Here is a 26,088-nt window from a genome sequence, read left to right as displayed (position 1 = left end):
GACGACCCGACCGGCCGCCGTCATGGCGACGGCCGTCACTGCGGCGTTCGTCCCAATACGCGCCCGAGGCTGTCGAACGCTGTCCCGAAGGCGGCCCAGTCGCCGCGGCGCAGGGCCTGCCGCATGGCGTCGTAGAGGCGCAGGGCGTGGTCCTCCGGCGAGGGCGTCAGGAGCGTGACCGGCGCGCCGGTCATGCGGTCCCCTCCCCCGCCTTGTGTCGTTTCGCCGATGCCGGCCAGTGCCTGGGCCAACGTGGCACCCACGCCGATCCGCTGACCGTCGGTCACCCCCACGCGAGCCACCACCAGACTGCCGTCGCCGCGCGACCAGAGCACCGGCTGCACGACCAGGATGCCGCGGGTGGTCAGCACCACATCGGGGCGTGCCAGACGCAGACGGTTGTCCCGCCGCGCCCCGTCGGGCACCGCGGCCCGGGCGCTGTCCAGCGCGCCGGCCAGTCGATCGAGCAGGGCGCGCCAGCGATGCGAGGGCGTGGACGCATTGGCCCACCAGGTCGCCCGTGTTGCGCCGCCCACCACCGAGATCATGCCATCGAGTTCATCGCCGGCGTCGAGCAGCGGCACGCTCCACGCGATAGCAGTGCCAGTGGCGGTGGGGGGGGCCACCGGGGCCGGTGCGCCTCCCACCAGTGCGCTGTCGGGCAGATGCCGCACCACCGATCCTTCGAGACGCGAGCCATATCGCGCGAACGTGCGGATCTGTGCGGTGGCGCCGTCGGTGGCGGGCGGCAGTTGGTCGACGAGTGTGGCGGGCAACGCGGCCGGCGGTGAGAACAGGGTCGGCAGCTTGGCCATCCACGTGCGGGTCAGCGCATCGGGACGGTCCACCGGAATCAGTCGCACCCGGCCGGTGGTGGCATCCACGACCGCGGTGGCCGCCAGTTTGAAGTACGAATACACCCCGCCCGCCAATTGCCAGCGCTGGCTCAGGGGATACCGATCGGATGCGCTGTAGAGATGCAGCACCCAGTACAACCGCTCGCCATCGCGAAGTGGCAGGACCTGCTCGCCCTGCACGAACACCGGTGCCAGCCGCCGCACCCGTTCCCGCACATCGCGATGTGTCACCAGCCGCAGGTTCCTGGTGTCGAGACTGTCCTGCTGGAGCAGCGAGGCGTCCCGCAGGGCCCAGGCATGGGCGATCCGCGCTCGCGCGCTGGCCAGCGAAGCGCCGGGAATGTCCGGCGAGCGACCAGCGTCGATCAGACGTGCACCGCCCAGTCCCGGCGCCACCAGCGGCCAGGTGGCCGTGGCCCATCCGTCCTCGCCTTCCCGAAGCTCCGGTCGGAGCTCCGGGTCGGCGCCCGCACCGACATCCATGTCGGCATTGGCCTGCCGATCCGCTGCGAAGAGATCGAGCAAGCTGTCACGGATCGCCGGGCGGGTGACGTCCACCAGCGAGAGTCGCCAGGGTTCGCCACCGGCCACGGGGCGACGCACCAGCAGCGCCGACAGCCGTCCGTCCACGACGGTCCACCCCAGCGGCGTGGCGTCGACCAACCGATTGGGAGCACGAGCCCCCAGTCGCTCCGAACGCAGCGCACTCGTGGGCTCTTCGTCGGCCGGTCCGGGCGATGCCGCCGCGCGAGCCGGCGACACACCGGCACCCAGTCCGCCGATGAGCGTGTGCTCATCCCAGAGACTGGTGTGCATGGCGAGCGTGGCCATCGCCAGGCGTGGCAGAAGGACGCGGGAAGAGGGAGTGGAAGCCGAAATGGAAGCCGCACCGGTGGAATCGGTCGGCACCGTGCGGATCCCATCCACATCGAACGCCCGTCGACTGAACAGCGCGCGCGATGCCAGATAGTCTCGGTCGCGCAGTGGTGCCTCACCCAACACATCGGTGCGGGCGATGACCGCCGGCGTGATGTGCCGGAACCCCACGGCCGAAAGCAGCACGATGCTCAGCGTGACGAATGCCGCCCGCAACTGACCGATCCAGCCGGTGCGCAGGACGATCAGCGCGGCCAGTCCGCACATCGCCGACAGCAGCCAGTCCACGCGCAAGGTCACCCGGTGATCGACGCGCAGGAACAACCCGTCGGGCCCACTGCCCCACTGCAGCAGATCGAAGGCGTCCAGCCGATAGCTCCAGGCCAGCAGCACGAGTACGAGCGCGCCCAGTACGCTGAGATGACGCCGCACATGCGTGGACGCGGCGAGACGTCGTCCTTCGAGACGCAACGACCGGGTGAGCGCGTACAGCACCAGCACCATGGCCGTGAGCGTCACCACACTCACCAGCGTCCAGAGGTACAGGGTCTCCTCGAGCGGGAGCCAGTACACGTAGAAACCCAGATCACGATCGAGAATGCCTTCGATTTCACCGAACGGCAGTCCATGCCGGACGAGCGCGAGATCGGTCCAGTTGGTCATGGGAATCGCCAGCAGCGCGCCGACGATCATCGCCACGATGATCGTGGCCGACAGCAACCGGCGATGCGGCACCATGGCCGTCAGTTCGATGTTCGCCACCCGCGATTGCATGGCCACGGCGGCGATGGTGCGGCGCACGGCATAGAGATTCGCGAACGCGAACACCGATCCCAGCACCCACGCGCCGCCCTGCAACACCAGCGTATCGATGACCTGCTCCCAGAAGAGCGCGGGAGCATCCATGGCGGCGAACCATGCATGATCGACGAGCAACGCCGTGACCGTGCGGCCGACCAGCAGCAACACGGCCAGCACGAGAAGACCGGTGAGGAACCACCCCCGGCGCATGCTCATCGACCGATGCTCATCGACCGATCAGAGCGTGACGCCCTGTTCGCGCAGCCAGCCTTCCATCACGCCGCGGATCTCGGCCAGACGCGCTTCGGTGCGGGCTTCGTAGCGGGCCACGATGACCGGCTGCGTGTTGGACGCGCGGAGCAATCCCCATCCGTCGCCGAAGAGCACCCGCACGCCGTCCACGTCGATCACGTCGTGCGAGGCGGTGAAGTGCGGCACCGCCCGTGCCATGATCGCGAACTTGGTCGCGTCGTCGGTATCGATGCGGATTTCCGGCGTGGAGACGAAGTGCGGCACATCGGCCAGCAGTTCGTCGATGCGCCGGCCCGAATCGGCGACGATGCGGAGCAACCGCGCCGCCGCGTAGAGCGCATCATCGTGGCCGTAGAACCCTTCGGTGAAGAACATGTGCCCCGACATCTCCCCGGCGATGGGCGCGTGCATCGCCTTCATCTTGTCCTTGATGAGGGAGTGTCCGGTCTTCCACATCACGGGGGTGCCGCCCGCCTTTTCGATCCCATCGGTGAGCGCCTGCGAACACTTCACATCGAAGATGATGGGCTGTCCGACACCGGTGCGCGTGAGCACATCGCGGGCATAGAGGATCAGGATGTGATCACCCCAGATGATGCGACCATCACGATCCACCACGCCGATGCGATCGGCATCGCCGTCGAAGGCCACCCCGAGTTCGGCACCGGAGGCTTTCACCGCGGCGATGCAGTCCTCGAGGTTTTCGGGGACGGTGGGATCGGGGTGATGATTGGGAAAACTGCCGTCGCTTTCGGTGAAGAGGCCGATGCCGTCCACCCCCAGCGCCTGCATGAGTTGCGGCGCGACCAGCGCACCCGCGCCGTTGCCGCAGTCGTACACGACCTTGAGCGGCGTCCCGTCGGGGTGTGCGATACGACCGATCTTCGCGACGATGTCGTGCACGTACCGGTCGATGACTTCGACATGGCGCACCGCGCCCTGCCCCGTCGGAAACGCACCATCGATGATGAGCTGATACAGCGTCTGAATGTCCGCGCCGTGCAGCGACGCGGTGCCGAGGCACATCTTGAAGCCGTTGTACTCGGGCGGGTTGTGTGACCCCGTGATCTGAATGCCGCCCACCACCGGCTCATGGTGCAGCGTCCAGTACAGCAGCGGTGTGGGCACGACGCCCACGTCCACCACGTCCACACCACACTCGGTGAGGCCGCGCACCAGCGCATCCCGCAGCGCGGTGCCGCTGGGCCGGTTGTCACGTCCCACGGCCACCGCCCCCTGCACACCACGGGCAGCGAGCAGCGCGGCGTATCCCCGCCCCAGTCCGTACGCGACCTCTTCGGTCAGGTCCTGTCCAACGATTCCGCGAACGTCGTACTGCCGGAAAATGGTCTGACTGATGGCCATGTCACTGAAGGGGCGAAGACGGGATCGACGGGCCCGGAAGACCCGTGCGGCGAATCAGCAGCGAGTCGGCAGCACGTCAGCGCGGCATGCTGGCCGTCTGCAAACGTACCTCACCGCGCGGTGCGGCGGGGGTCGTCTGGGTGGGCGCCGTGGTGAGTGCCCGGCGCGCGACCTGCATGATGGGCGAGGGATACACACCGAAGATGAGCAGCATCACCGCCGCCATCACGATGAGCGACTGATTGGCGGGCGTGGTGGAAGGCACGGGCTGTGCCTCGGGGCGCGGGCGCATGAACATCGCCGACACCACCGTGAGGTAGTACGCCGCCGACACCGCGCTCGTGAGCACCAGCACCACCGCGAGGATGGTCTGTGGTGACGGCGCCTGCAACGCGGCCTGCAGGATGTACCACTTGGCGAAGAAGCCCATGCCGCCGAGCAGCGGCATGCCCATGAACGCGAGCAGGAAGATGGTCATCGCCATCGCGAGCCACGGCCGCACCAGCCAGAGCCCGGCGATGTCATCGAGCGTGGGCGAACGATCGCGTCCCGCATTGATGGTGATCAGCACACCGAACGCGCCCATCGTGGCCAGTGTGTACGACACCACGTAGAAGATCAGCGCCGACGTGCCGGCCGCGCCGCCCACCACGATGGACACCATCAGATACCCGGCGTGCGCGATGCTGGAGTAAGCGAGCATGCGCACGAGATTGCGCTGCGAGAGCGCGAAGACGTTGCCCACCACCATGGTCGCCACGGCGAGCCACCAGACGCCCATGTGCCAGCGCGGCATGGCGCTCGGCAGGGCCTCCACCATCACCCGCGCGAATACGGCAAATCCCGCCGTCTTCACGGTGGCCGACATGAACGCCGTCACCGGCAGCGGCGCGCCGTCGTACACGTCGGGTGTCCACAGATGGAACGGCGCGGCCGCCACCTTGAACGCAAACCCCACGAGCAGCAGGGCCACACCGGCCATGAACAGCGGCGACAGGATGGCCTGCGCTCCCGCCCACTGCGCGATGTCGGCGAGACGGGTGCTGCCGGTGGCGCCGAACAGCAGGGCCATGCCGTACAGCAGGAATCCCGACGAGACCGCGCCGAGCAGGAAGTACTTCACCGCCGCTTCCGCACTGCGCGCGCTCCGGCGGTTCACACCGGCCAGCACGTACACTGCGAGCGACATCAGCTCGATGCCGATGAAGACGTACATCAGATCGCGCGCGGCGGCGAGCACCATCATGCCCGTGGCGGCCAGCAGCGCCAGCGCGGGCACTTCCGGACCGAACGCCGCACTGCGCTGATGCTCGGCTTCGAGCAGCAGCAGGAAGAGCGCCGTGCCGAGCAGGATGATCAGATCCATCGCCCACCGGAATCCATCACCGGCGATGCGTCCATCGGGAGTGCCCGCCGCGCCATCGCCCCAGGCGATGACCACCGCCAGACCGACCAGCAGGCAGAGCACCGCGCCGAATCGCGCGAGCATGGACGTGCGCTCGGCACCTTCGGCAGCGCCCGACTGATTGCCCTGCGGTGTCCAGACCGACACCAGCAGCAGCACCATGGCGCCGGCGGAGAGCAGCAACTCGGGAAGCAGGGCGCGAAGAATCGCGCCGGCAGACATGACCTCAGGCATCGTCAGCGACTCAGCGACACGGGCGGAAGCGTCGTCGGGGCGTTGGGGCCGAACCGAACCGACTCGATCAGGGTCTGCGACGCACGATCCGCGCGCTGCAGGATGGCATGCGGGGCGACGCCGAGATACACCATGGCCGCCACCAGCGCGACCATGACGAACCGCTCACGACCGGAGAGGTCGGGAAGCGTGCCGTTGCTCTCGGTATCCACCTGCTCGAAGAGCAGTTGCTGCAGCGTACGCAGGCCGTACACTGCCGCGAATATCACGCCCGACGTGGCCACGACGGCCAGCACCGGATACTCCGCGTACGTGCCGATCAGCACGAGGAACTCGCCGATGAATCCGATGGTGCCGGGCAGCGCGACCGTGGACAGCATGGCGATGACCAGCGTCACGCTGAACCAGGGCACCACGCGTGCCAGTCCACCGAAGGCGGAGAACGCGGTGGTGCCGCGCCGGTCTTCCAGCATGCCCGCGGCGAGGAAGAGCGCGGCGGTGGCGAGCCCGCTGCTGATGATGCTCATCACCGCGCCCTGCACGCTCTGCTGCGTGAGCGCGAAGCAGCCCAGCATGATGAGGCCGAGGTGACTGATGGAGCTGTACGAGATCACACGCTTGAAATCACGCTGCGCCATGGCCACCAGCGCGCCGTACACCACGGCGACGGCCGAGAGCACGAGAATGGTCATGCGTACCGTGGGATGCATCGCCGCCGCTGGAAAGAGCGGAATGGCGAATCGCAGGATCGCGTACGCACCTACCTTGAGACCCAGCGTGATGGCGGCCACCGTGGGTGCCGCGCTCTGCGCGTCGGGCAACCAGGTATGGAATGGCACCAGCGCCGACTTCACCGCGAAGGCCACGAAGAACGCGATGAACATCCAGAACTGCGTGCTCGGCGACAGCGTCACCTGCAACAGCGTGTCCAGATGGAGCGAGGTACCCCCGCCCGCGTTCCAGAGCGCGATGATGGCCACCAGCATCAGCAGCGAGCCCACCAGCGTGAAGAGCACATACCGGAGACTGGCCCGTGATGTGCCCGCCGCGCCCCACACACCCACCAGCAGGTAGGTGGGAATGAGCATCAGTTCCCACGCCAGATAGAACGCCAGCAGATCGAGTGTGATGAAGACGCCCACCAGGCCGGCGGTGAGCAGCATCAGCAGTCCGCCGAACGCGGGCGTACGCACACGCACGTTGTTCCACGAGCCCAGCAGCGCGAGCGGCACGATGAACGCCGTGAGCATCACCAGCGGCAGCGAGAGACCGTCCACGCCCAGGCTGATGGTCGCACCCAGATCGGCGAGCCAGGCGATGTCCACACGCGCCTGCCATCCGCGGGCGTCGGGGTCGAACACCCCCCAGAGGGCCACGGCCAGCAGCGCTTCGATACCCAGGGCGATCAGCGTGAGCGTGCGCGCGTCCGGACCGCCACTCGGCGCTTCCGTACCGGCTTCATCGCGTGAGACATCACGCCCGCCAAGGCGCACGAGCACCGACGCTACGATGGGCCACACCAGCATCGCCGGCAGCACCCAGCGATCGATTCCAAGAGAAAGCAGCACGTCGCGCATCGTCAGCTCAGCGTGAGGGCGGCAATCAACGCCAGGGCACCGACCGCGAGCAGCCACGCGTACTTGCCCACATCACCATCCTGCAACTTGTTCCCCATCAGCGACGCCGTGCGCGAGAGCAGCGAGCCTCCGAGCGAGAAGGTCCGGTCGACGCCACGATCGACGCCGCGGGCGAGCACTGTGTCGGCCACGGCACTCACCGGACGCACGATGACGGTGTCCACGATACCGTCCACGCCATAGGCGCGGGCGAGCAGACTGGTGTCTTCCGGTGTATGCGCCTTGTCGGCCATCGGCTTCCGGTAGAGCACGAGCGCCAGCACGATGCCGAGCAGCGCCACGCCCGTGGCGATGCCCACCAGCACCCATTCTGTTTCGTGCGACAGATGCCCTTCTCCGGCCAGTCGCGCGGCGCTGCCGGCGGTGACCGGCGCAAGCCAGTGTTCGAGCACACCCACCGGTCCCATGGGCAGCAGCGCCGGCAGGTTGAGCCAGCCGCCGATCAGGGTGAGCACGCCAAGCACGAGCACCGGTCCCGTCATGACGAGCGGGGCTTCGTGCAGCGCGCTCTGTTCCGCTTCACCGGTGCGATTCTCACCATAGAACGCCATGAGCAGCATGCGCGTCATGTAGATCGCCGTGAGCAACGCCGTGACGATACCCAGACCATAGGCGATGTACAACACGGTGCTGCCCGGAATGCCCAGCAGCGACGCATTGGCCAGCGGTGAACCGTGCGCGCGCGCGAAGACATTGGCGAGGATCTCGTCCTTGGAGAAGAACCCGGCCAACGGCGGCACACCGGCGATGGCCAGTGTGGCCAGCGTCATCGCGCCCGCCGTGGCCGGCATGAAGCGCGCGAGGCCACCCATGTTGCGGAGGTCCTGCGGATCGTCGTGCCGATGTGTGTGATGATACGCCTGATGCATGGCGTGGATCACCGAGCCGGCGCCGAGGAACAGCAGTGCCTTGAAGAAGGCATGCGTGACGAGATGGAACACGCCGGCCGTGTACGCGCCGCTGCCCACGCCCACGAACATGTAGCCGAGCTGGGAGACGGTGGAGTACGCCAGCACCTTCTTGATGTCCCACTGGCGGAGCGCGATGGTCGCGGCGAAGATCGCCGTGAGGGCGCCGATGATGGTGACCACCAGCGAGGCTTCGGGCGCACCGGCGAAGATGGGCGCCGCACGGGCCACGAGATACACACCGGCCGTCACCATCGTGGCGGCGTGGATGAGCGCGGAGACGGGCGTCGGACCCGCCATGGCGTCGGGCAGCCAGATGTAGAGCGGCAACTGCGCGCTCTTGCCGGCACAGCCGACGAACAGCAGCAGCGCAATGGCGAGCACCACGGGCGTACCGCCCATGCCGCCGAGCACTTCGTGCGCGCCCACGAAATCGAGATGCTGCGTGGTGGCCCAGATCAGGAACATCGCGATCAGGAACCCGAAGTCCCCCACGCGATTGACCACGAAGGCCTTCTTGCCCGCGTCGGCGTTGGCCTTGTCGCTGAACCAGAATCCGATGAGCAGATACGACGCGAGTCCCACGCCTTCCCAACCCACGAACATCACCGGATAGCTGCCGCCGAGCACCAGCACCAGCATGAAGGCCACGAACAGATTGAGATACGCGAAATACCGCGCGTATCCCGGATCGTCCTGCATGTAGCCGATCGAGAACAGATGGATGAGCGAACCCACGCCGGTGATGACGAGCACCATCACCATGGAGAGCTGATCGAGCTGGAAGCTCCAGTCGACGACCAGGTTGCCCACGGGCGTCCACTGTCCCAGCGTGACGATCGCCGGGCCGGCCATGCCCACACGCATGCGCATGAACAGCGCCATCGCCACGGCGAACGCGGCGATGATCACGCCCGGGCCCACGATCGACACCAGCGGATGCCGCGCCGTGGTGCGCGCGTCGCCGGCCGCACTGGCGCGGGTCAGCGCTACGGCGCCGTTCACCACGAAGCCGAGCAGCGGCAGCAGGATGAGGAAAGGCAGCAGAGCGGCGATCATCCGCGGAGGGTGCGAAGGTTCGACAGGTCCACGGTCCCGAAGTGCCGGTAGATCGCGATCACGATGGCCAGTCCGATGGCGGCTTCGGCGGCGGCGATGGTCATCACCATCACCACGAACACATGGCCGGTGACACCGTGGAGCCGCGAGAACGCCACGAAGCTGAGGTTCACGGCGTTGAGCATCAGCTCCGCGCACATGAACAGGATGATGGCGTTGCGGCGTGTCAGCACACCGATGACGCCGATGGCGAAGAGAATCGCCGAGACGATGAGCGCTTCGGTGATCATGTCGTCACCCGCCGCTTGGCCAGCAGCACCGCGCCGATGACGGCCACGAGCAGCACGAGACTGGTCAGTTCGAACGCCACGAGATAATCGGTGAAGAGCGATGCGGCCACCGGCTCCACCACGTTGTCCGACACCACCACGGGCTGGGGTGCGGGCAGTCGCTGGCGCAGCACCACGAGCAGGTTGGCCAGGAGACCGAGGCCCACCAGCCCTGCCCCGAGTCGCGCCCCGAGGGAGCGGAGATCGGTGAGTTCGGCGCGGCCGAGATTGAGCAGCATGACCACGAACACGAACGTGACCATGATCGCGCCGGCGTACACCAGCACCTGGATGACACCGACGAACGGCGCGTCCAGCATGACGTACAGGCCGGCGAGCGCGAACATCACGTTCACCAGCCACAGCGCCGCCGGCACCGGGTTGCGGCGCGTGACGAACAGCAGCGCCGACACGATGGCCAGGAGCGAGAAGAGATAGAACTGGAACTGATAGAAGGCGTTCATTCGCCCTTCGGGTCAGCAGGATCCCACAGTTCGCTCACCGGATGCGTCTGGGCAGTCAGCCGTTCCAGATCGTAGATGAACGAGGCCCGATCGTATTCGGCGTTTTCGTAGTGGCGCCCGAGATGGATGGCTTCTTCCGGGCATACTTCCTGGCAGTAGCCACAGAAGATGCAGCGGAATTCGTCGATCTCGAACACGAGTGGATACCGGTTGCCCTGCTCGTCCTCACCGGGCGTGAGTTTGATGCAGTTGGCTGGGCACACCGTGGGGCACAGACCGCACGCCACACATTTGGCCTTGCCGTCCTCGGTGGTGAGCATGCGATGCGTGCCGCGCCAGCGCGGCGACAGATCCCACTTGGTCTCGGGATACTGCATCGTGACCTTGTGCGGATCGACCAGGTGCTTGAAGGTGGTGGCCATGCCCGCGAGCGTGGAGCGGATGTAGCTCACCCGCTCCAGCGGACGTTGCATGACCTTCACGCCGATCGCCATCAGTTGCCTCCCTCGGAAATCGCCCCGGCGGCAGCCGTGGCCGGCGTCGGAACGGACGCTGACGCGGCCAGCGGCGCGGACACCGCGGCCAGCTTCCGGCGCGACAGATCGAGTCCGCGTGCCTGCAGGCGCTCGAGATCGACGGGCGCCACGCGCGCACTGGCCGGGCTGATCAGCTTGCCGCGATCGAGCCAGGTCAGCAGGATCGCGATCAACACCACGTTCAACCCGAGCAGCGCCAGCGAGAACAGCGGGCCACGCGTCACGCCGAGCGCGTCGAGACCGAGCGTGGCGGTCGCGATGATCACGATGTAGGCCAGCGCCACCGGCAGCATGATGCTCCACCCCAGCGACATGAGCTGGTCATAGCGGAAGCGCGGCAGCGTCCAGCGCACCCACATGAACAGGAAGATGAACGCGCCGACCTTGAACATGAACACCAGCAGCGTCACCAGCGTCTTGAGCACGGTGAACGGCGCCACGTTGTCCCACTGCGTGAAGGGCAGATCCCAGCCGCCGAAGAACAGCGTGGCCGTGAGCGCGCTCACCGTGATCATGTTGGAATACTCGGCGATGAAGAACATCGAGAACTTCATGCCGCTGTATTCCGTGTGATAACCGGCCACGAGTTCCGACTCGGCTTCGGGCAGATCGAACGGCAGACGGTTCGTTTCCGCGAAGGCCGCTACGAGGAACGTGAACCACGCCACCGTCAGCGACAGCACGTTCCACCCCATGCCCGCCTGCTGCAGCACGATCGCATCGAGCGACACGTTGCCGGCGAGCAGCAGCACTGGAATGGTGGACATGCTCATGGCGATCTCGTACGACACCATCTGCGCGCTGGAACGCAGACCGCCCAGCAGCGCGTACTTGTTGTTCGACGACCAGCCCGCCAGCACGATGCCGTACACGCCAAGTGACGAGATGGCGAGCGTGAACAGGAAGCCCACCGGCAGCGGTGCGACGGCCATGTCGATCAGCCCCCACGGCGTGGGCAGCGGTGCCGCCAGCGGAATCACCGCCCAGGTCAGCATGGCCGGAATGAACGCCAGTGCCGGCGCGATGAGGAACAGCCAGCGATCCGCGAACGGCGGATTGGTCTCTTCCTTCATGAAGTTCTTGATGCCATCGGCCACCGGCTGCAGGATGCCACCCGGCCCCGCGCGGTTGGGGCCGCGACGATCCTGGAACCACGCCGCCATCTTGCGCTCGACCAGCGTGAGCATGGCCACCGTGCCCATCCACACCGCGAAGACCACGAGGATCTTCACGACGCTCGCCGCCACGAATGTTCCGATGGCGGCCGGTGCCTGTTGCGGATCGGCTTTGGGAAACCAGCGCGCCAGGTCGATGGCCGCCATCACCTGCATCCCGATCATACAGCCACCTCGGCGGTGGCCGATGCGCCCGCGGGAGCCAGCGGCAAACCACGCAGCCCCAGCACTTCATAGTCGAGACCGGCGAACGTGCCATGCGTCGCGCTCAGCGCCGCAAAGACCTCCGACGGGAGATAGAACCGGCCGTTGCCACCCACGGCGGACAACACATCGGCCAGCACATACCATGTGGGACGCGCCACACCCGGCGCCGTGCGCGCCTGCAGGTACCGCTGCACGCGTCCCCGCAGATTGGTGAACGTGCCTTCTTCCTCGAGCGTGTTGGTCACCGGCAGCACCACCGCCACGCGGGCTTCGATCGCCGCCGGCATCGCCGTACCGATGTAGACGATGGCACTGGCCCGCGCGAGTTCGGCCGCCTCGATGCCATCGAGCTGGTCGCCCACCACGAAGAGCACATCCCCGTCATGCAGTGTGCCGGTGAGCTGCGACACTTCGCTGAAACCGAGCGCGCGTGCGCCGGTGGCATTGGCCGCACGTTCGGCGCGCAACGCGAGATCGTTCACGCCGGGCAGCGCCGCTTCGTCGCCGCGCGTGAGGCGGAACACGCCCGTTCCATTCCGTTCGGCGATCATGCGTTCCAGCAGGAACAGCGATTCGTTGGACAGATTCGGCGAGGCCAGCACCACCAGACGATGTCCCTCGGTGACCTGCGCCGCGGCTGCGATCGCGTCTTCCCAGTCGACGATGTCGAGACCGGCGTTCGTACGCACGAGGGGTTGATCGGCACGATCGCGACGGTTGAATTCGCGATAGCCCTGACGACCCACTTCGCACATGTAGTACTGGTTGACTTCCGTGTTCGGCCGCGGCTTGAATCGCACCACCACATTGTCGCGCATCTCGGCGACGATGTTGCACCCCTGACTGCACCCCGTGCAGACCGTGGCCGCACGATCGAGCTCCCACGCGCGGGCCTTGTTCAGGAAGTCCTTCGACAGCAGTGCCCCAACGGGGCACAGGTCGACGACATTGCCGGCCCACGGGTTGGTGAGGTCGTGTCCCTCGGCCTTGCCGATGAAGGCGCGATCGCCACGCTCGGACACATTGAGCACGGGATCCTGCGCCACGTCGCTCATGAAGCGCACGCAGCGCGTGCAGAGGATGCAGCGGTTCTGCACGTACAGCACGTCTCCGCCGAAATCCTGCATCGGGCTGAAGCGCTTGGGTTCGCGCAGACGCGATTCCTTCGGCCCTTCGGCAAACGTGTAGTCCTGCAATTCGCACTCACCCGCCTGATCGCAGATCGGGCAGTCGAGCGGATGATTGATGAGCAGGAACTCGAGCACGCCCTTGCGCGCTTCGAGCGCCTTGGGCGAGTGCACGTGCACGACCTGCCCCTCACCCACCGCCGTCGCGCAGGCCGGGGCGAGCTTGGGGAACTTCTCCACTTCCACCAGGCACATGCGGCACACACCGGCCACCGGGAGTCCCGGGTGGTAGCAGTAGTGCGGCACGAGCACGCCGGCGCTCTTCGCTGCCTCCAGGATCGACGTGCCGTCCGGTACGGTGACCGGACGGCCTTCGATCGTGAGCGACACCATCTTCACGTCAGCCATCGTGTCCTCACGCCGCGGAGGCGCGCGGCGCCCCCGGCACGGTGACCTTCGAACGATTCGCGGCGATCTTCGCCTCGAACTCGTGACGGAACTTCTTCAACCCCGAAACGACCGGCGTGGCGCACGAGTCGCTGAGCACGCAGATCGTCTTGCCGCTCATGTTGTCGGCGATGGACAGGAGCGTGTCGAGATCCTCGGCCGTGCCCTGCCCGTCGCGGATGCGTTCCATGATGCGCGTGGTCCACGCCGTGCCTTCGCGGCACTGCGAACACTGCGCGCAGCTCTCGTGGGCGTAGAAGCGCGTGAGCCGCGCGATCTGTCGCACCATGTCCTGCCGGTCGTCGAACACGATCACACCGCCCGAACCCAGCATCGTGCCGGCGGCGACCATGCCTTCGTAATCCATCAGCGCGCCTTCGGCTTCCTCACGCGTGAGGATGGGTACCGATGAACCGCCGGGAATCACCGCCTTGATCTCACGACCGGGCAGCGGTCCACCGCAGAGATCGTACAGGAACTCCTTGAACGGGAATCCCAGCGCGACCTCGTAGTTGCCCGGACGTGTGATGTTGCCGCACACCGAGAAGAGCTTGGTGCCGATGCTCTTCGGATTGTCGGGACGACCGAACTGCTTGTACCACTCCGCGCCGTTCTTCACGATGTACGGCACGGCGGTGAGCGTTTCCACGTTGTTGATCGTGGTGGGCTTGCCGAAAAGACCCGCCACCGCCGGGAACGGCGGCTTGATGCGCGGGTTGCCACGGCGCCCTTCCAGCGAATTCATGAGCGCGGTTTCTTCGCCGCAGATGTACGCACCCGCCCCGCGGTGCACGTGCACGTCGATGCGCTTGCCCGTGCCCATCGCGTTCGCACCAAGGATGCCGGCGGCGTACGCTTCTTCGATGGCTCTGGAGACCCGCGCATACGGCTCGGTGAACTCGCCGCGGATATAGATGTACGCGGTTTCGGCGTAGATGGCATGCGCGCCAAGCGCGACCCCTTCCACGAGACCGTGCGGCGTCCAGCGCATGATCTCCCGATCCTTGAACGTGCCCGGTTCGGATTCGTCGCCGTTGCAGCAGAGGTAGTGCGGCTTGCCGTCGGGCTTCATGAACGACCACTTCATGCCCGTCGGGAAGCCGGCGCCGCCGCGACCGCGCAGGCCGGAATCCTTCACCAGATTCTGGATCTCCACGGGGTCGGTGGCGAGCGCCTTTTCGAGCGCTTCATAACCACCACGCGCGCGCCAGCCGGCCAGCGTGCGCGCCTCGGGATCGCCGAAATACTTCGACAGCACCGGCGTTTCGCGCGGGTGCGACGGATGCGGATAGCCCATTACTTCAGCTCCGACAGAATACGCGGCACCGACTCGGGCGTCACGGATTCGACGTAGTCGTTGTTGATCTGCACCGGCGTGGCAAAACCGCAGGCCCCGAGGCATTCCACCTCGATGACCGTGTACTTGCCGTCGGGGCTGGTGAGCCCGAGGTCCTCACACCCCGTGTGTTCGAGGAACGCCTTCACCACATCCTCGGCGCCGCACACGTTGCAGGGCGTCGTGGTGCACACCTGGATGAAGTATTTCCCGACCGGATGCTGGTGATACATGGTGTAGAACGTGACCACACCCTTCACGTAGGCGGGCGTGATCTCCAGCGCGGCCGCGACTTCCTCGATGCCGGCTTCACTCACCCAGCCACGGGCGTCCTGCAGCATCCACAGAGCCGGCAGCAGCGCGGCCTGTTTGCTGGGATAGCGCGCCAGGATCCTGTCGAGTTCCGCGCGCCTCTCGCCGACAAACACCGGCTCGTGCGGCTCGTCATGATGATGGCCGTGCGGTGGCGCGGCGACGAGGGCGCCGCCGCTGGCAGACGGGCCGTGACTCACCGGTCGATCTCTCCCATCACGATGTCGATGCTGGCGTTGATCGCGATCACGTCCGAGAGCAGATGGCCTTCGACCATCTTCGGAATCGCGGACAGGTTCACGAACGACGGCGGACGGATGCGCCAGCGCACCGGTTTTGCGGTCCCGTCGCTCACGAAGTAATAGCCTTTTTCACCCTTCGGGCTCTCCACCGCCACGTAGCACTCACCGGCCGGCGGACGCGGGCCTTCCATCACGAGCTTGAAGTGATGGATCATCGATTCCATCTCGCTCGTGGCCTTGTGCTTGGGCGGCAGGATGAGCCGCGGATCGTCGATGTTGATCGGTCCGTCGGGCAGCCGCTGAATGGCCTGCTCGATGATGCGCACACTCTGCCGCATCTCCTCCACGCGCACGAGGAAACGATCGTACACGTCGCCCGTGGTGCCCACGGGCACTTCGAAGTCGTACGTCTCGTAATCGAGGTACGGGAAATCCTTGCGCACGTCGTACGCCACGCCCGATGCACGCAGCATCGGACCGGACAGGCCGGCGTTGACGGCATCGTGCGCGCTGATGGCGCCGAGGCCCACCGTGCGTCCCGCCCAGATGGCGTTGGTCTCGAGCATACGCACCGATTCCTCGAGCGTCTTCGAGAAGCCCTTGAGGAACGCCTTGAGTCCATCCAGCCAGCCATCGGGAATGTCGGCGGCCAGACCGCCCACGCGCGTAGCGGTGGTGGTCAGACGCGCGCCCACCCAGCCTTCGAGCAGGTTGTACACGTTCTCGCGTTCCTGGAACATCCACAGGAACGGCGTGAACGCGCCGATGTCCACCGACGTGGTGCCCAGCCACACGTTGTGCGAGATGATGCGCGAGAGTTCCATCAGGATCACGCGCAGCACCTTGCACCGCTCGGTCATCCCCACGCCGAAGAGCCGCTCCGCGCCGAGCACGAACGCGACGTTGTTGCCGGGCGAGTTGAGATAGTCCTCGCGGTCGGTCCACGGGATGATCTGATTGTACTGCCGGTACTCGCCGATCTTCTCGAATCCGCAATGCAGATAACCGATGTGCGGAATGCAGCGCACGACGGTTTCGCCATCGAGTTCGAGCACCAGCCGCAACACACCGTGCGTGGCCGGATGCTGCGGTCCGATGTTGATGAGCATGTGATCCGACGCCAGATCGGGCTCCGGCGTCTGCGGCGATTCCACGGCCACGGCGCGACCATTCTGCGCGACGAGCGGTGCCCGGATGGGCTGCCCCTTCGCGTCGAGACCGCTCGTGCCCAACGCCACTTCGATGGTGCGACGGGCGCTCATTCGCCCTCCTTCAGGTCACCGTGCGCCGCGCGATCGGCGAGGCGCCGCTTCATGTCTTCCGGGAGGGAATCGAACGCCTCGGCGATCGACAACTCCTCCATGGAGTAGCGGGCTTCCGGATCGGCGGAGAGCACCTGCGCCAACTGCTCGGAGCGCGAGAAGCGGCCGCGCAGCGGGAAATCCTTCCGCAGCGGATACCCTTCGCGATAGTTCTCCCACAGCAGCAGCCGGCGCAGATCGGGATGCCCCGTGAAAGTGATCCCGAACATGTCGTAACATTCGCGCTCGAGCCAGTCGGCGCCGCTGTAGATGTCGTACACGCTGGCGATCTCGAGCGGACCCCGCTTGGGCAGTTCGACCTTGAGGCGCAGGAACCGGCGATGCTGCAGTGCGCGCAGATGCCACACCACCTCGATGGGGCGATCGGCATCGCGGTATTCCACGGCCGTCACGTCCACGAGATAGTCGTACCGCTCGGTGGGCTCGTCGTGCAGCCAGCGCACGATGTCGTGCAGGCGGGCCTTCGTGACATACACGATGGTCTCGCCCCAGATCACCTCGGTGCGCACGATGTCGGCGCCAAAACGCGCCACGAGCGCCGCCGCCGACGGATTGGCGGGCGCACCCGTGCGCGGAATGTTCACCGGCGTGATCGGCGCGCCGTTCGTGTCGGCGGCCACGGAGGCGTGGACCACCGGCACCGACTCCACGGGTGCCGCCGTTTCGGGCGCTCCACCCGGAGCGCCGGACGCTGCAACCGGCGCGGTCACGGCGCGGAGCGAGTTTGATTGACCGAGTTGCCGAACGGCTCCGACAGTTCGTCGATGCGCGACGGAGGGATGTACAGCTGACTCGTGGGATCCGGTTCGATCTCCACGTGTCGCGTGCTGTCCTTGAGACGCTCCCGCATGACCTTCTTCTGGAGCATGATGATGGCGTGCATCAACGCTTCCGGGCGCGGCGGGCAGCCGGGCACGTACACGTCCACGGGGATGATGGTGTCGATCCCCTGCACGACCGCGTAATTGTCGAACATGCCGCCCGTGGACGCGCAGGCGCCCATGGAAATGACCCACTTGGGTTGCGGCATCTGCTGATAGATGCGGCGCAGCACCGGCGCCAGCTTGAGCGGCACGCGGCCCGCGCACAACAGCACGTCGGCCTGGCGCGGCGAATAGCTCAACCGTTCCATGCCGAAACGCGACAGATCGAAGCGGCTCGCCGCGGTGGCCATGAACTCGATGGCGCAGCACGCGGTGCCGAAGGGCATCGGCCACAGCGAGCCGGCACGCCCCCAGTTCACGAGCATGTCGAGGCGCGTGGTGATCCAGCCGTCATGCCCACCGGCATCGACCGCCGTGATCATCGACGACGCGCGCCCTTCCGTCGACGGAATCAGTCCCACGTCAACGCTCCCTTCTTCCAGACATAGACGAAGCCCACGACGAGAATCGCCGCGAAGACGAGCATCTCACCCAGCCCGAAAAACGACAACTGTCCCGCGGGGCAGACGCCATCCATCATCGGCACGGCGCAGGAGAGCTGTCGGTAATACACCCCCCACGGAATCATGAACACCGTCTCGATGTCGAAGACGATGAAGAGCATGGCCACGAGATAGAACTTGACCGAGAAGCGCTCCCGCGCGTCGCCCAGCGGCGTGATGCCGGACTCGTACGGAATCGACTTCACCGGCGTGGGCTGCGGCTTCACCGTCATGTGCGCGATGCCGAGGATCAGCACTGCGTTCAGGACGACAAAACCGAGGAGCAGCAGGACCGGGAGAAAGTTGCGTAGCATCGCGTCGTGGAACTTCCAGGGTACTTCGTGAAAGAATTCACAAAGAGAGTGTCGCAAGCTACCCAGAGGACCGGAATCTCTCAACGGTATGCACCATGGTCCTTTCCGGGTCGTCGATTCCGATTATGTTACCCGCGGAACCGGCCGGTTCCCGCATGCCGCGTTCCGCATCTCGCGTCCCGCGTTCCGCGTCTCGACTCCCTCCACCTTCCGCCCGACCGCCACATGGGGCTCTGCTCTGACCGCTGGATCACGCGCATGGCGCGCGAGCACGGCATGATCGAACCGTTCGAGGACCGCCAGGTCCGCCAGGGCGTCATCTCCTATGGCGTCAGCTCCTACGGCTACGACATGCGGGTGGCCCGCGAGTTCCGGATCTTCACCAATGTCCTGAACTCCATCGTCGATCCCAAAGCGTTCGATCCGAAGAGCTTCGTCGAGTTCGAAGGCGATGTCTGCATCGTCCCGCCCAATTCGTTTGCCCTGGCGCGCAGCGTGGAATACTTCCGCATCCCGCGCGACGTCCTGACGATCACCGTGGGCAAGAGCACCTATGCCCGCTGTGGAATCATCACGAACGTGACGCCCTTCGAGCCGGAATGGGAGGGCTACGTGACGCTCGAGATCTCCAATACCACGCCGCTGCCGGCCAAGATCTACGCCAACGAAGGCATTGCCCAGGTCGTCTTCTTCACCGGCGACGAGCCCCCCGAGGTCAGTTACGGCGACAAGAAGGGCAAGTATCAGGGCCAGCATGGCGTGACGCTTCCCCGGATCTGACAGCCCATGATCCCCGCCCTGCTCCGCTCGTTCGACCTTCGGCGCGACCAGCGGGATCCGGAAGCGATCCACGAGGCGGTGGAGGCCGGCGTGCGGTCCGCCGGCACCAATCTGTGGGTGCTCATCTTCGCCATCTTCATCGCGTCGATCGGCCTGAACGTCAATTCGACGGCGGTCATCATCGGCGCGATGCTCATTTCGCCCCTCATGGGCCCGATCGTCGCTATCGGGTACGGCGCCGGAGTGAGCGATTTCGAGCTCATCAAGCGGGCGCTTCGCACCCTCGGGCTCTTCGCCCTGATCAGCTTTTCGACGGCCACGGTCTACTTCCTGCTCACCCCGCTGGCACAGGCCCAGTCAGAACTGCTGGCGCGCACGACACCCACACTTTGGGACGTGCTCATCGCCTTTTTCGGTGGAGCGGCCGGCATCGTCGCCCTCACCCGGCGGGAGACTTCCAATGTGGTGCCCGGGGTGGCCATCGCGACCGCCCTCATGCCTCCCATGTGCACGGCTGGTTATGGCCTGGCCCAAGGAAAGCTGGAGTACTTCGGGGGGGCATTGTACCTGTTTTCCATCAACGCCGTCTTCATCGCGTTTTCGACGTTGCTGATCGTACGGGTATTGCGGCTGCCCCAACGCCAGACCGTTCACGATTCCGTACGCCGCCGGGTTCGGTTTCTCATCGGGGCGGCCGTGGTGGCCACCCTGCTGCCCAGTGCCTACCTCGCTTGGGATCTGGTGCGACAGGAGTTCTTCCGGGAAGCGGCCGGCAAGCTGCTGACCGAAGCCGTGGCTGATCCACGCATTCTTGTGTTGGCCAACACCGTCGATGCACGGGCCCGCACCCTCACGCTGACGCTCGCCGGTCAACCCCTTGATTCCATCGTCGAGCGGGAATTGCAGGGACGCCTCACCGATATGGCCCGCGGAACGGCGCAACTGGCATTCCGGTACAAGAGCGCCGGTCAGATCGACCTGTCCACGCTCAAGCAGGAACTCCGGCAGGACCTGGCAGCCGGTCTGCCCAACGACGCCCAGCAGCGGCGTCTGCAGGAGGCGCAAATGGCGCTGGCGGTGTTCACCAATGCCATGGGGCGGCGGCGCGAAGTACTGAAGGAGCTTCAGGCGGAGTTTCCGGAGGCGACCGAAATCACCGTGGCAGAGGGAGAGCAGCAACTGGCCACCGATTCGGTGCCGCAGCCGACGCTGGTAGTGGGCATGCGTCTGGCCCGACGCACGGCGGCTCCCGACCCCAAGCGCCTCGAAGCGCGCCTGCAGGCCCGTTTCCCCGGGGAACGTGTCTCGTTGCTGATCTCGAATCTGCCCTGAAGACGGACTCGGCTCGGCGGTTCCTCGCCCCGGCATGCGGCGGTCAGCCGCCCGCGTAGATATACCGGCAGCCCCGATCCTGCGCCTGCTGCAGGGTGACGATCATGGCCGGCACCGTCTCCACACCGGGCAGCAGATTGGCCCGGGCCTCCTCGTAGAACGCCGCACTGGCCGCGGCATCCCGGCGCTGCGGGTCGGGCAGGAATCGTGAACCGGAGGCCCGGAGCGAATTGTTGCACGCCAGAATGATCACGCCGCGCGGGATCAGCGACGCCACCAGCGCCGTCTGCGGATTTCTGGACGCCGGCGTCCCCATGACCTCGCCGATGGTGGGGTACTTGGCCCACAACGCATCGTTGAACAGCCAGCCGATGGACCGGCCGTTGAGTCCCACCACGACGCCGCAGTCACGGTCGGTGAGCCCGTAGGTGTTCTTCTGGGTGTCGAGGAAGGTCAGCGCCCAGCGGATGGCCAGGGCGTCGGTGGGCATGTGGGAATGAAAGACCACCCGATGCTTTCCCGAGAGTCGGGACATCCACGGATCGTCGGCGACCCCCGGCGACATGGCGTCAACGGCCGAGGCCGCCGAAGCGGCCGCGGCGCGCGGAGAGACGAGTCCAAAGGTCGCGCCCAGCGCTGCCAGGCGCGTGAGGAAGCGCCGGCGGTCGCCGGGCGACTGTGGATCGGGGGTGTGTGCAGTGAGCGAGGTGTTCATCGGCCGAGTGAATCGGGGGACACACGGCGCGGCAGGAGCGGCCGCGCCGCTGGCATGGGCTTGCCGGCGGTCTTCGCCGAGTCCGTTACATAGGCAACGTCGGCTGGCGGGTCGCCGTTGGGCCAGTCCCGTTCCTTGCCGGGATGGTCCTGCCGGGGCTGCGTGAGCATGTAGGCTGCGATATCGGCGGCCTGCTGGTCGGTGACGATCGTGGCGCGGTCGTACGGCATGTTGTGGCGCATGAAGGTGGCCAGGGTGTACTGCCGCGCCATGCCCGCTCCCACCGAATAGCTCTCGGCTCCCCAGACGGCCGGCGCCAGCCCCGGCACGCCTTCGCCACTCGCTCCATGGCAGCGCGCGCACTGCTGCGCATACCCCTCACGCCCCGCGCTCACCTGCCCCACCAGCTTCACCTGGGGATTGTCCGCCGGACGGGGACGATCGCGCAGCGACTCCATGTAGGCCACCATGTCGCGCATGTCACGGCCAGCCTCCGGCAGCATTCTGCCGGCGAGGCTGCGCGCGATGCACTCGTTGATGCGCCGCTCCATGTTTTCCGGATAGCCCGGTCGCGCCCGGTATTGCGGATACCGCGCCGCACTGCCCAGCCATGGCAGCGCCGTGGTGCGCGTGCCATTGTCGAGGTGGCAGCTCGTGCAGCGCAACGCATTGCCGCTGTGCTCCGGCAGCGAGTCGCGGAAATTGTTGAGCAGCGCGAGACCACGCCGGGCGTCACCTCCACCATTGCTCTGCGGACCCTGCGCCGCGCGGGCGGAATCTTCAGGCGGGGTGTCGCCGTTCGACGGACGGCACGCGGACACTGCTACGATCGCGGCGGTCAGAATGGCACCGGCTCGTGACCGGGAGGCGTGGCGGGAAAATCGTGAGATCACCGGATCATCATGCTCCATGATGCAAGATATCACGCGTGTTCGAGTGCGCTGCCCTTGTGCGCCGCGATATGATCCGTTTTGTCACTCTTGATCTCGTACTGCGGATCGTCCTCCGTCGCGTGATGGACATGACCCTTGTAGTCGAAATCGGTCGTGTGGATCGCGATGATGGTTCCCGATACGTGGCCCGCCTCGGAGTTCCAGCGCACGTGATCGCCGATCCTGAATCGTCTGGTCATCTGATCCTCTCTTCTGATCCTCTCTTCGGGACATGAATCGTGGTCCTCAAGATGCCGCCCGTCACGTCGATCGGCGAACCGCAGCGATTCGAGGCACTGCGCGAGGCCATCGAGGCCTGCCGGATCTGCCGCGACGAGCCGCGGTACGGGCCGCCGTTGGATCATGAGCCTCGGCCCGTCTTCCAACTCGCCGAGTCCGCGCGCATCTGCATTGCCAGCCAGGCACCGGGCATTCGCGCGCATCGCAGCGGTCGTCCGTTCGACGATCCCTCGGGTGTCCGGCTGCGGCAATGGTTGGGCCTCACGGACGCCGAGTTCTATGACGCGTCCCGCATTGCCATCCTGCCGATGGGGTTCTGCTTCCCCGGCCTGGGCAAGACCGGCGATCTGCCGCCCCGCCGCGAATGTGCGGAGGTCTGGCGACCCCGCGTGTTCGGCCGGCTGTCGAATCTGAAGTTGCTGGTGGTGATCGGGAGTTATGCCCAACGATGGCACCTCGGCCACGACGCCACGCAGCAGGGACTCACGGAAACCGTGCGCGCCTGGCGCCGCCATCGGGACGACACGACGCCCAGTGTGTTTCCGCTCCCGCACCCATCATGGCACAACAACCGATGGCTGAAGCTCAATCCCTGGTTCGAGACGGAACTGCTGCCGGTACTTCAGGCGGATGTGCGCGCGGTGCTGTTGTAGTGCCCGCGCCCAATTCGTGTCATCGGCGTTCTGCATTTCAGGAACCCTGAAAAACAAACGGCGACCTCTTTACGAGGTCGCCGTTCACTGCGGTCTTTCCGAGGTTGTTCCGACGCGGTCAGCCCGTACCCGCGGTGGCCCGTGGTTCCTGGCGAAGCGCACTGGCCACGAGATAGTCACGGTTCATGCGCTTGATCACGTCGATGCTGATCTCCTTCGGGCACGCTTCCTGGCATTCGCCCGTGAGCGTGCAGTGACCGAAGCCTTCGAGATCCATCTGCTCCACCATCGCCAGCGCGCGTTTGTCGCGTTCGGGCTGCCCCTGCGGCAGCAGACCGAGGTGCGAGATCTTCGCGCCGGTGAAGAGCGACGCCGACGCGTTCGGGCACGCGGCCACGCACGCGCCGCACCCGATGCACGCCGCGGCGTCCATCGACTCTTCGAGGATGTCCTTACCGATGAGGATCTCGTTGGCGTCACGCGGACCGCCCGTGTTCACCGAGATGAACCCGCCCGCCTGGATGATGCGATCGAGCGAACCGCGATTCACCACGAGATCCTTCACGAGCGGGAACGGCGAGGCACGCCACGGCTCCACCGTGATGATGTCTCCATCCTTGAACGCGCGCATGTGCAACTGACAGGTGGCCGCGCCCTTCCACGGTCCGTGCGCCTGACCGTTGATCATCATCGCGCACGAACCGCAGATGCCTTCGCGGCAATCGTGCGCGAAGGCCACCGGCTCCTTGCCCTGCTCGGTGAGCTGCTCGTTCAGCATGTCGAACATCTCGAGGAACGACATGTCCGCACTCACGCCTTCGAGCGTGTACGTCTCGAGCTGGCCTGGCGCCTGCGACGCGGGCTGACGCCACACGTTGAGAGTGAGCTTCATTACTTGTAGCTCCGTGTGGAGAGGTGCACGTTTTCGTACACCAGCGGTTCCTTGTTGAGAATCGGCGCCTTCCCTTCGCCCGCGTATTCCCAGGCGGCCACGTACGCGAACTCCTCGTCGTTGCGCTTGGCCTCGCCTTCTTCCTGGTACTCGGTGCGGAAGTGCCCGCCACAGGACTCTTCACGGTGCAGTGCGTCACGGCACATGAGTTCACCGAGTTCGAAGAAGTCCGCCACGCGGCCCGCACGCTCCAGCGACTGGTTGAGCGAGTCCGCGCTGCCCGGCACGTTCAGGTTGCTCCAGAACTCTTCCCGGAGCGCGGGAATCAGCTCCAGCGCCTTGGTGAGACCGGCGCGATCACGGGCCATGCCGCAGTATTCCCACATGATCTTGCCCAGCTCCTTGTGGAAGCTGTCGACCGTGCGCTTGCCCTTCATGTTCAGGAACTGCTGCTGCTGCGCGCGGATGGCTTCCTCGGCGCCGCGGAACTCCGCGTGCGACGTGTCCACCTTCTCCAGCTTGGTGCTGGCGAGATAGTCGCCGATGGTGTACGGCAGCACGAAGTAGCCGTCGGCCAGCCCCTGCATGAGCGCCGACGCGCCGAGACGGTTGGCACCGTGATCGGAGAAGTTGGCTTCACCGGCCACGTGCAGACCGGGGATGGTGCTCATGAGATTGTAGTCCACCCAGAGACCGCCCATCGTATAGTGCACGGCCGGGTAGATGCGCATCGGCTGCTGATACGGATTTTCGTCCGTGATGCGCTGATACATGTCGAACAGATTGCCGTACCGCTCGGCGATGGTCTGCTGCCCCAGACGCTTGATGGCGTCGGCGAAGTCGAGATACACCCCGAGACCGCCGGGGCCCACGCCACGGCCGTCGTCGCAGGCTTCTTTGGCGGCACGAGACGAGATGTCACGCGGCGCCAGATTGCCGAAGCTCGGATACTTCCGTTCGAGGTAGTAATCGCGCTCCGCTTCCGGAATCTGTGCGGGTGGACGATGATCGCCCTGCTTCTTGGGCACCCACACCCGTCCGTCGTTGCGCAGCGACTCCGACATCAGCGTCAGCTTCGACTGATGTTCGCCGTGCACCGGAATGCACGTGGGGTGAATCTGCGTGTAGCACGGATTGGCGAAGGCCGCGCCCTTCTTGTGCGCGCGCCACGAGGCCGTGACGTTGGAGTACTTCGCGTTCGTGCTCAGGAAGAATACGTTGCCGTAGCCGCCCGTGGCGAGCACCACCGCATCGCCCGCGTGCGACGTGATCTTGCCGGTGAGCAGGTTGCGCGTGATGATGCCGCGCGCATGGCCGTTGATGACCACCACGTCGAGCATTTCCTCGAAGGTGTGCATCTGCACCTTCTTGAGCCCGACCTGGCGCTCCAGCGCCTGGTACGCGCCCAGCAGCAACTGCTGCCCCGTCTGCCCACGCGCGTAGAATGTACGCGAGACCTGCGCGCCACCGAACGAACGGTTGGCCAGCAGACCGCCGTATTCACGCGCGAACGGCACGCCCTGCGCCACGCACTGGTCGATGATGTTCACCGACACCTGCGCGAGACGGTACACGTTGGCTTCGCGGGCGCGGAAGTCGCCGCCCTTGACCGTGTCGTAGAACAGCCGACGCACCGAGTCGCCGTCGTTCTGGTAGTTCTTGGCGGCGTTGATGCCGCCCTGCGCCGCGATGGAGTGCGCGCGGCGCGGCGAATCGTGGAAGACGAAGCAGGAGACGTTGTACCCCAGCTCCGCCATGGTGGCGGCCGCGGACGCGCCGGCGAGGCCCGCGCCCACCACGATCACGTGGTGTTTCCGCTTGTTGGCCGGATTCACCAGCTTCATGTCGAAGCGGTGCTTGTCCCACTTCTGTTCGAGCGGTCCGCTCGGGATCTTGGCGTTCAGTTCGATCAT

The 26,088-nt window shown here is 66.0% G+C and carries 23 protein-coding genes and 1 pseudogene; 3 read left to right on the top strand and 21 right to left on the bottom strand.

The genetic code is table 11. The features are described from left to right. Window positions 1–35: 35 nt before the first annotated feature. The 16 genes and pseudogenes from WG208_RS07200 to WG208_RS07125 form a co-directional block, all read right to left on the bottom strand. Entirely contained in the window at window positions 36–2,750 is a 2,715-nt protein-coding gene (locus WG208_RS07200) for a UPF0182 family protein (RefSeq protein WP_337170661.1), read from the bottom strand. 21 nt (window positions 2,751–2,771) lie between these two features. Beyond that, window positions 2,772–4,151 carry a phosphomannomutase/phosphoglucomutase gene (locus tag WG208_RS07195; RefSeq protein WP_337170660.1) on the bottom strand — a complete coding sequence of 460 codons (1,380 nt, stop codon included), beginning with the start codon at window positions 4,149–4,151 and terminating at the stop codon, window positions 2,772–2,774. A 76-nt stretch (window positions 4,152–4,227) separates the two neighbouring features. Beyond that, the gene (locus WG208_RS07190) at window positions 4,228–5,790 is read right to left on the bottom strand and encodes an NADH-quinone oxidoreductase subunit N (RefSeq protein WP_337170659.1); all 1,563 of its coding nucleotides are present in this window, start codon (window positions 5,788–5,790) and stop codon (window positions 4,228–4,230) included. A gap of 2 nt (window positions 5,791–5,792) precedes the next feature. Beyond that, window positions 5,793–7,367, bottom strand: a complete 1,575-nt coding sequence (locus WG208_RS07185) for an NADH-quinone oxidoreductase subunit M (protein WP_337170658.1) — start codon at window positions 7,365–7,367, stop codon at window positions 5,793–5,795. A 2-nt stretch (window positions 7,368–7,369) separates the two neighbouring features. Then, window positions 7,370–9,394, bottom strand: coding sequence for an NADH-quinone oxidoreductase subunit L (nuoL, locus tag WG208_RS07180; RefSeq protein WP_337170657.1), 2,025 nt, complete (start codon window positions 9,392–9,394; stop codon window positions 7,370–7,372). After that, a complete protein-coding gene (nuoK, locus tag WG208_RS07175; RefSeq protein ID WP_337170656.1) occupies window positions 9,391–9,684 on the bottom strand; it encodes an NADH-quinone oxidoreductase subunit NuoK in 294 nt (97 codons plus the stop codon). Before nuoK ends, nuoL begins: the two co-directional genes overlap by 4 nt. After that, a complete protein-coding gene (locus tag WG208_RS07170) occupies window positions 9,681–10,187 on the bottom strand; it encodes an NADH-quinone oxidoreductase subunit J (RefSeq protein WP_337170655.1) in 507 nt (168 codons plus the stop codon). Before WG208_RS07170 ends, nuoK begins: the two co-directional genes overlap by 4 nt. Then, on the bottom strand, window positions 10,184–10,681 hold the full coding sequence (locus WG208_RS07165; protein WP_337170654.1) for an NADH-quinone oxidoreductase subunit I: 498 nt from the start codon (window positions 10,679–10,681) through the stop codon (window positions 10,184–10,186). Before WG208_RS07165 ends, WG208_RS07170 begins: the two co-directional genes overlap by 4 nt. 293 nt (window positions 10,682–10,974) lie before the next feature. Then, window positions 10,975–11,982 (bottom strand): annotated as a pseudogene (gene nuoH / locus WG208_RS07160) (NADH-quinone oxidoreductase subunit NuoH); the annotation flags it as partial. A gap of 77 nt (window positions 11,983–12,059) precedes the next feature. Beyond that, a complete protein-coding gene (locus WG208_RS07155) occupies window positions 12,060–13,640 on the bottom strand; it encodes a 2Fe-2S iron-sulfur cluster-binding protein (RefSeq protein WP_337170652.1) in 1,581 nt (526 codons plus the stop codon). Window positions 13,641–13,647: 7 nt separating this feature from the next. Then, on the bottom strand, window positions 13,648–14,976 hold the full coding sequence (nuoF, locus tag WG208_RS07150) for an NADH-quinone oxidoreductase subunit NuoF (protein WP_337170651.1): 1,329 nt from the start codon (window positions 14,974–14,976) through the stop codon (window positions 13,648–13,650). Then, window positions 14,976–15,527: an NAD(P)H-dependent oxidoreductase subunit E gene (locus WG208_RS07145; protein WP_337170650.1), complete on the bottom strand. Its 552-nt coding sequence runs from the start codon at window positions 15,525–15,527 to the stop codon at window positions 14,976–14,978. The genes nuoF and WG208_RS07145 overlap by 1 nt, the downstream gene beginning before the upstream one ends. Then, complete coding sequence (gene nuoD / locus WG208_RS07140) at window positions 15,524–16,693, bottom strand: NADH dehydrogenase (quinone) subunit D (protein WP_345786971.1); 1,170 nt, start codon at window positions 16,691–16,693, stop codon at window positions 15,524–15,526. Before nuoD ends, WG208_RS07145 begins: the two co-directional genes overlap by 4 nt. Window positions 16,694–16,827: 134 nt before the next feature. Continuing rightward, window positions 16,828–17,601: an NADH-quinone oxidoreductase subunit C gene (locus WG208_RS07135; protein ID WP_337170648.1), complete on the bottom strand. Its 774-nt coding sequence runs from the start codon at window positions 17,599–17,601 to the stop codon at window positions 16,828–16,830. After that, window positions 17,598–18,197: an NADH-quinone oxidoreductase subunit B family protein gene (locus WG208_RS07130; RefSeq protein ID WP_345786970.1), complete on the bottom strand. Its 600-nt coding sequence runs from the start codon at window positions 18,195–18,197 to the stop codon at window positions 17,598–17,600. Before WG208_RS07130 ends, WG208_RS07135 begins: the two co-directional genes overlap by 4 nt. Window positions 18,198–18,226: 29 nt before the next feature. After that, the gene (locus WG208_RS07125) at window positions 18,227–18,631 is read right to left on the bottom strand and encodes an NADH-quinone oxidoreductase subunit A (RefSeq protein WP_337170646.1); all 405 of its coding nucleotides are present in this window, start codon (window positions 18,629–18,631) and stop codon (window positions 18,227–18,229) included. A gap of 225 nt (window positions 18,632–18,856) precedes the next feature. Here WG208_RS07125 and dcd point away from each other — a divergent pair, with 225 nt between their 5' ends. Then, a complete protein-coding gene (dcd, locus tag WG208_RS07120) occupies window positions 18,857–19,411 on the top strand; it encodes a dCTP deaminase (RefSeq protein WP_337170645.1) in 555 nt (184 codons plus the stop codon). A 6-nt stretch (window positions 19,412–19,417) separates the two neighbouring features. After that, entirely contained in the window at window positions 19,418–20,743 is a 1,326-nt protein-coding gene (locus WG208_RS07115; protein WP_337170644.1) for a DUF389 domain-containing protein, read from the top strand. Window positions 20,744–20,786: 43 nt separating this feature from the next. Here the strand turns inward: WG208_RS07115 and WG208_RS07110 are convergent, their stop codons facing one another. The 3 genes from WG208_RS07110 to WG208_RS07100 form a co-directional block, all read right to left on the bottom strand. Continuing rightward, window positions 20,787–21,458, bottom strand: coding sequence for a hypothetical protein (locus tag WG208_RS07110; RefSeq protein ID WP_337170643.1), 672 nt, complete (start codon window positions 21,456–21,458; stop codon window positions 20,787–20,789). Next, on the bottom strand, window positions 21,455–22,279 hold the full coding sequence (locus tag WG208_RS07105) for a c-type cytochrome (RefSeq protein ID WP_337170642.1): 825 nt from the start codon (window positions 22,277–22,279) through the stop codon (window positions 21,455–21,457). Before WG208_RS07105 ends, WG208_RS07110 begins: the two co-directional genes overlap by 4 nt. 101 nt (window positions 22,280–22,380) lie before the next feature. Further along, window positions 22,381–22,590, bottom strand: a complete 210-nt coding sequence (locus WG208_RS07100) for a DUF2945 domain-containing protein (RefSeq protein ID WP_337170641.1) — start codon at window positions 22,588–22,590, stop codon at window positions 22,381–22,383. A gap of 51 nt (window positions 22,591–22,641) precedes the next feature. On the opposite strand from WG208_RS07100, the gene WG208_RS07095 reads away from it, so the two are divergent. Then, on the top strand, window positions 22,642–23,283 hold the full coding sequence (locus WG208_RS07095) for a uracil-DNA glycosylase family protein (protein WP_345786969.1): 642 nt from the start codon (window positions 22,642–22,644) through the stop codon (window positions 23,281–23,283). Between the two features lie 118 nt (window positions 23,284–23,401). Here WG208_RS07095 and WG208_RS07090 read toward each other — a convergent pair whose 3' ends face one another. Next, complete coding sequence (locus tag WG208_RS07090; protein WP_337170639.1) at window positions 23,402–24,175, bottom strand: succinate dehydrogenase/fumarate reductase iron-sulfur subunit; 774 nt, start codon at window positions 24,173–24,175, stop codon at window positions 23,402–23,404. Beyond that, window positions 24,175–26,088 (bottom strand): fumarate reductase/succinate dehydrogenase flavoprotein subunit, encoded by a 1,914-nt coding sequence (locus WG208_RS07085; protein WP_337170638.1) that lies wholly within the window; start codon window positions 26,086–26,088, stop codon window positions 24,175–24,177. The genes WG208_RS07090 and WG208_RS07085 overlap by 1 nt, the downstream gene beginning before the upstream one ends.

The organism is Gemmatimonas aurantiaca (genome assembly GCF_037190085.1).
In the GTDB taxonomy this organism is placed as follows: Bacteria; Gemmatimonadota; Gemmatimonadetes; order Gemmatimonadales; family Gemmatimonadaceae; genus Gemmatimonas; species Gemmatimonas aurantiaca_A.
Note: the sequence above shows the minus strand (reverse complement) of the source record. Positions and strands in the feature narration are given on the sequence as shown.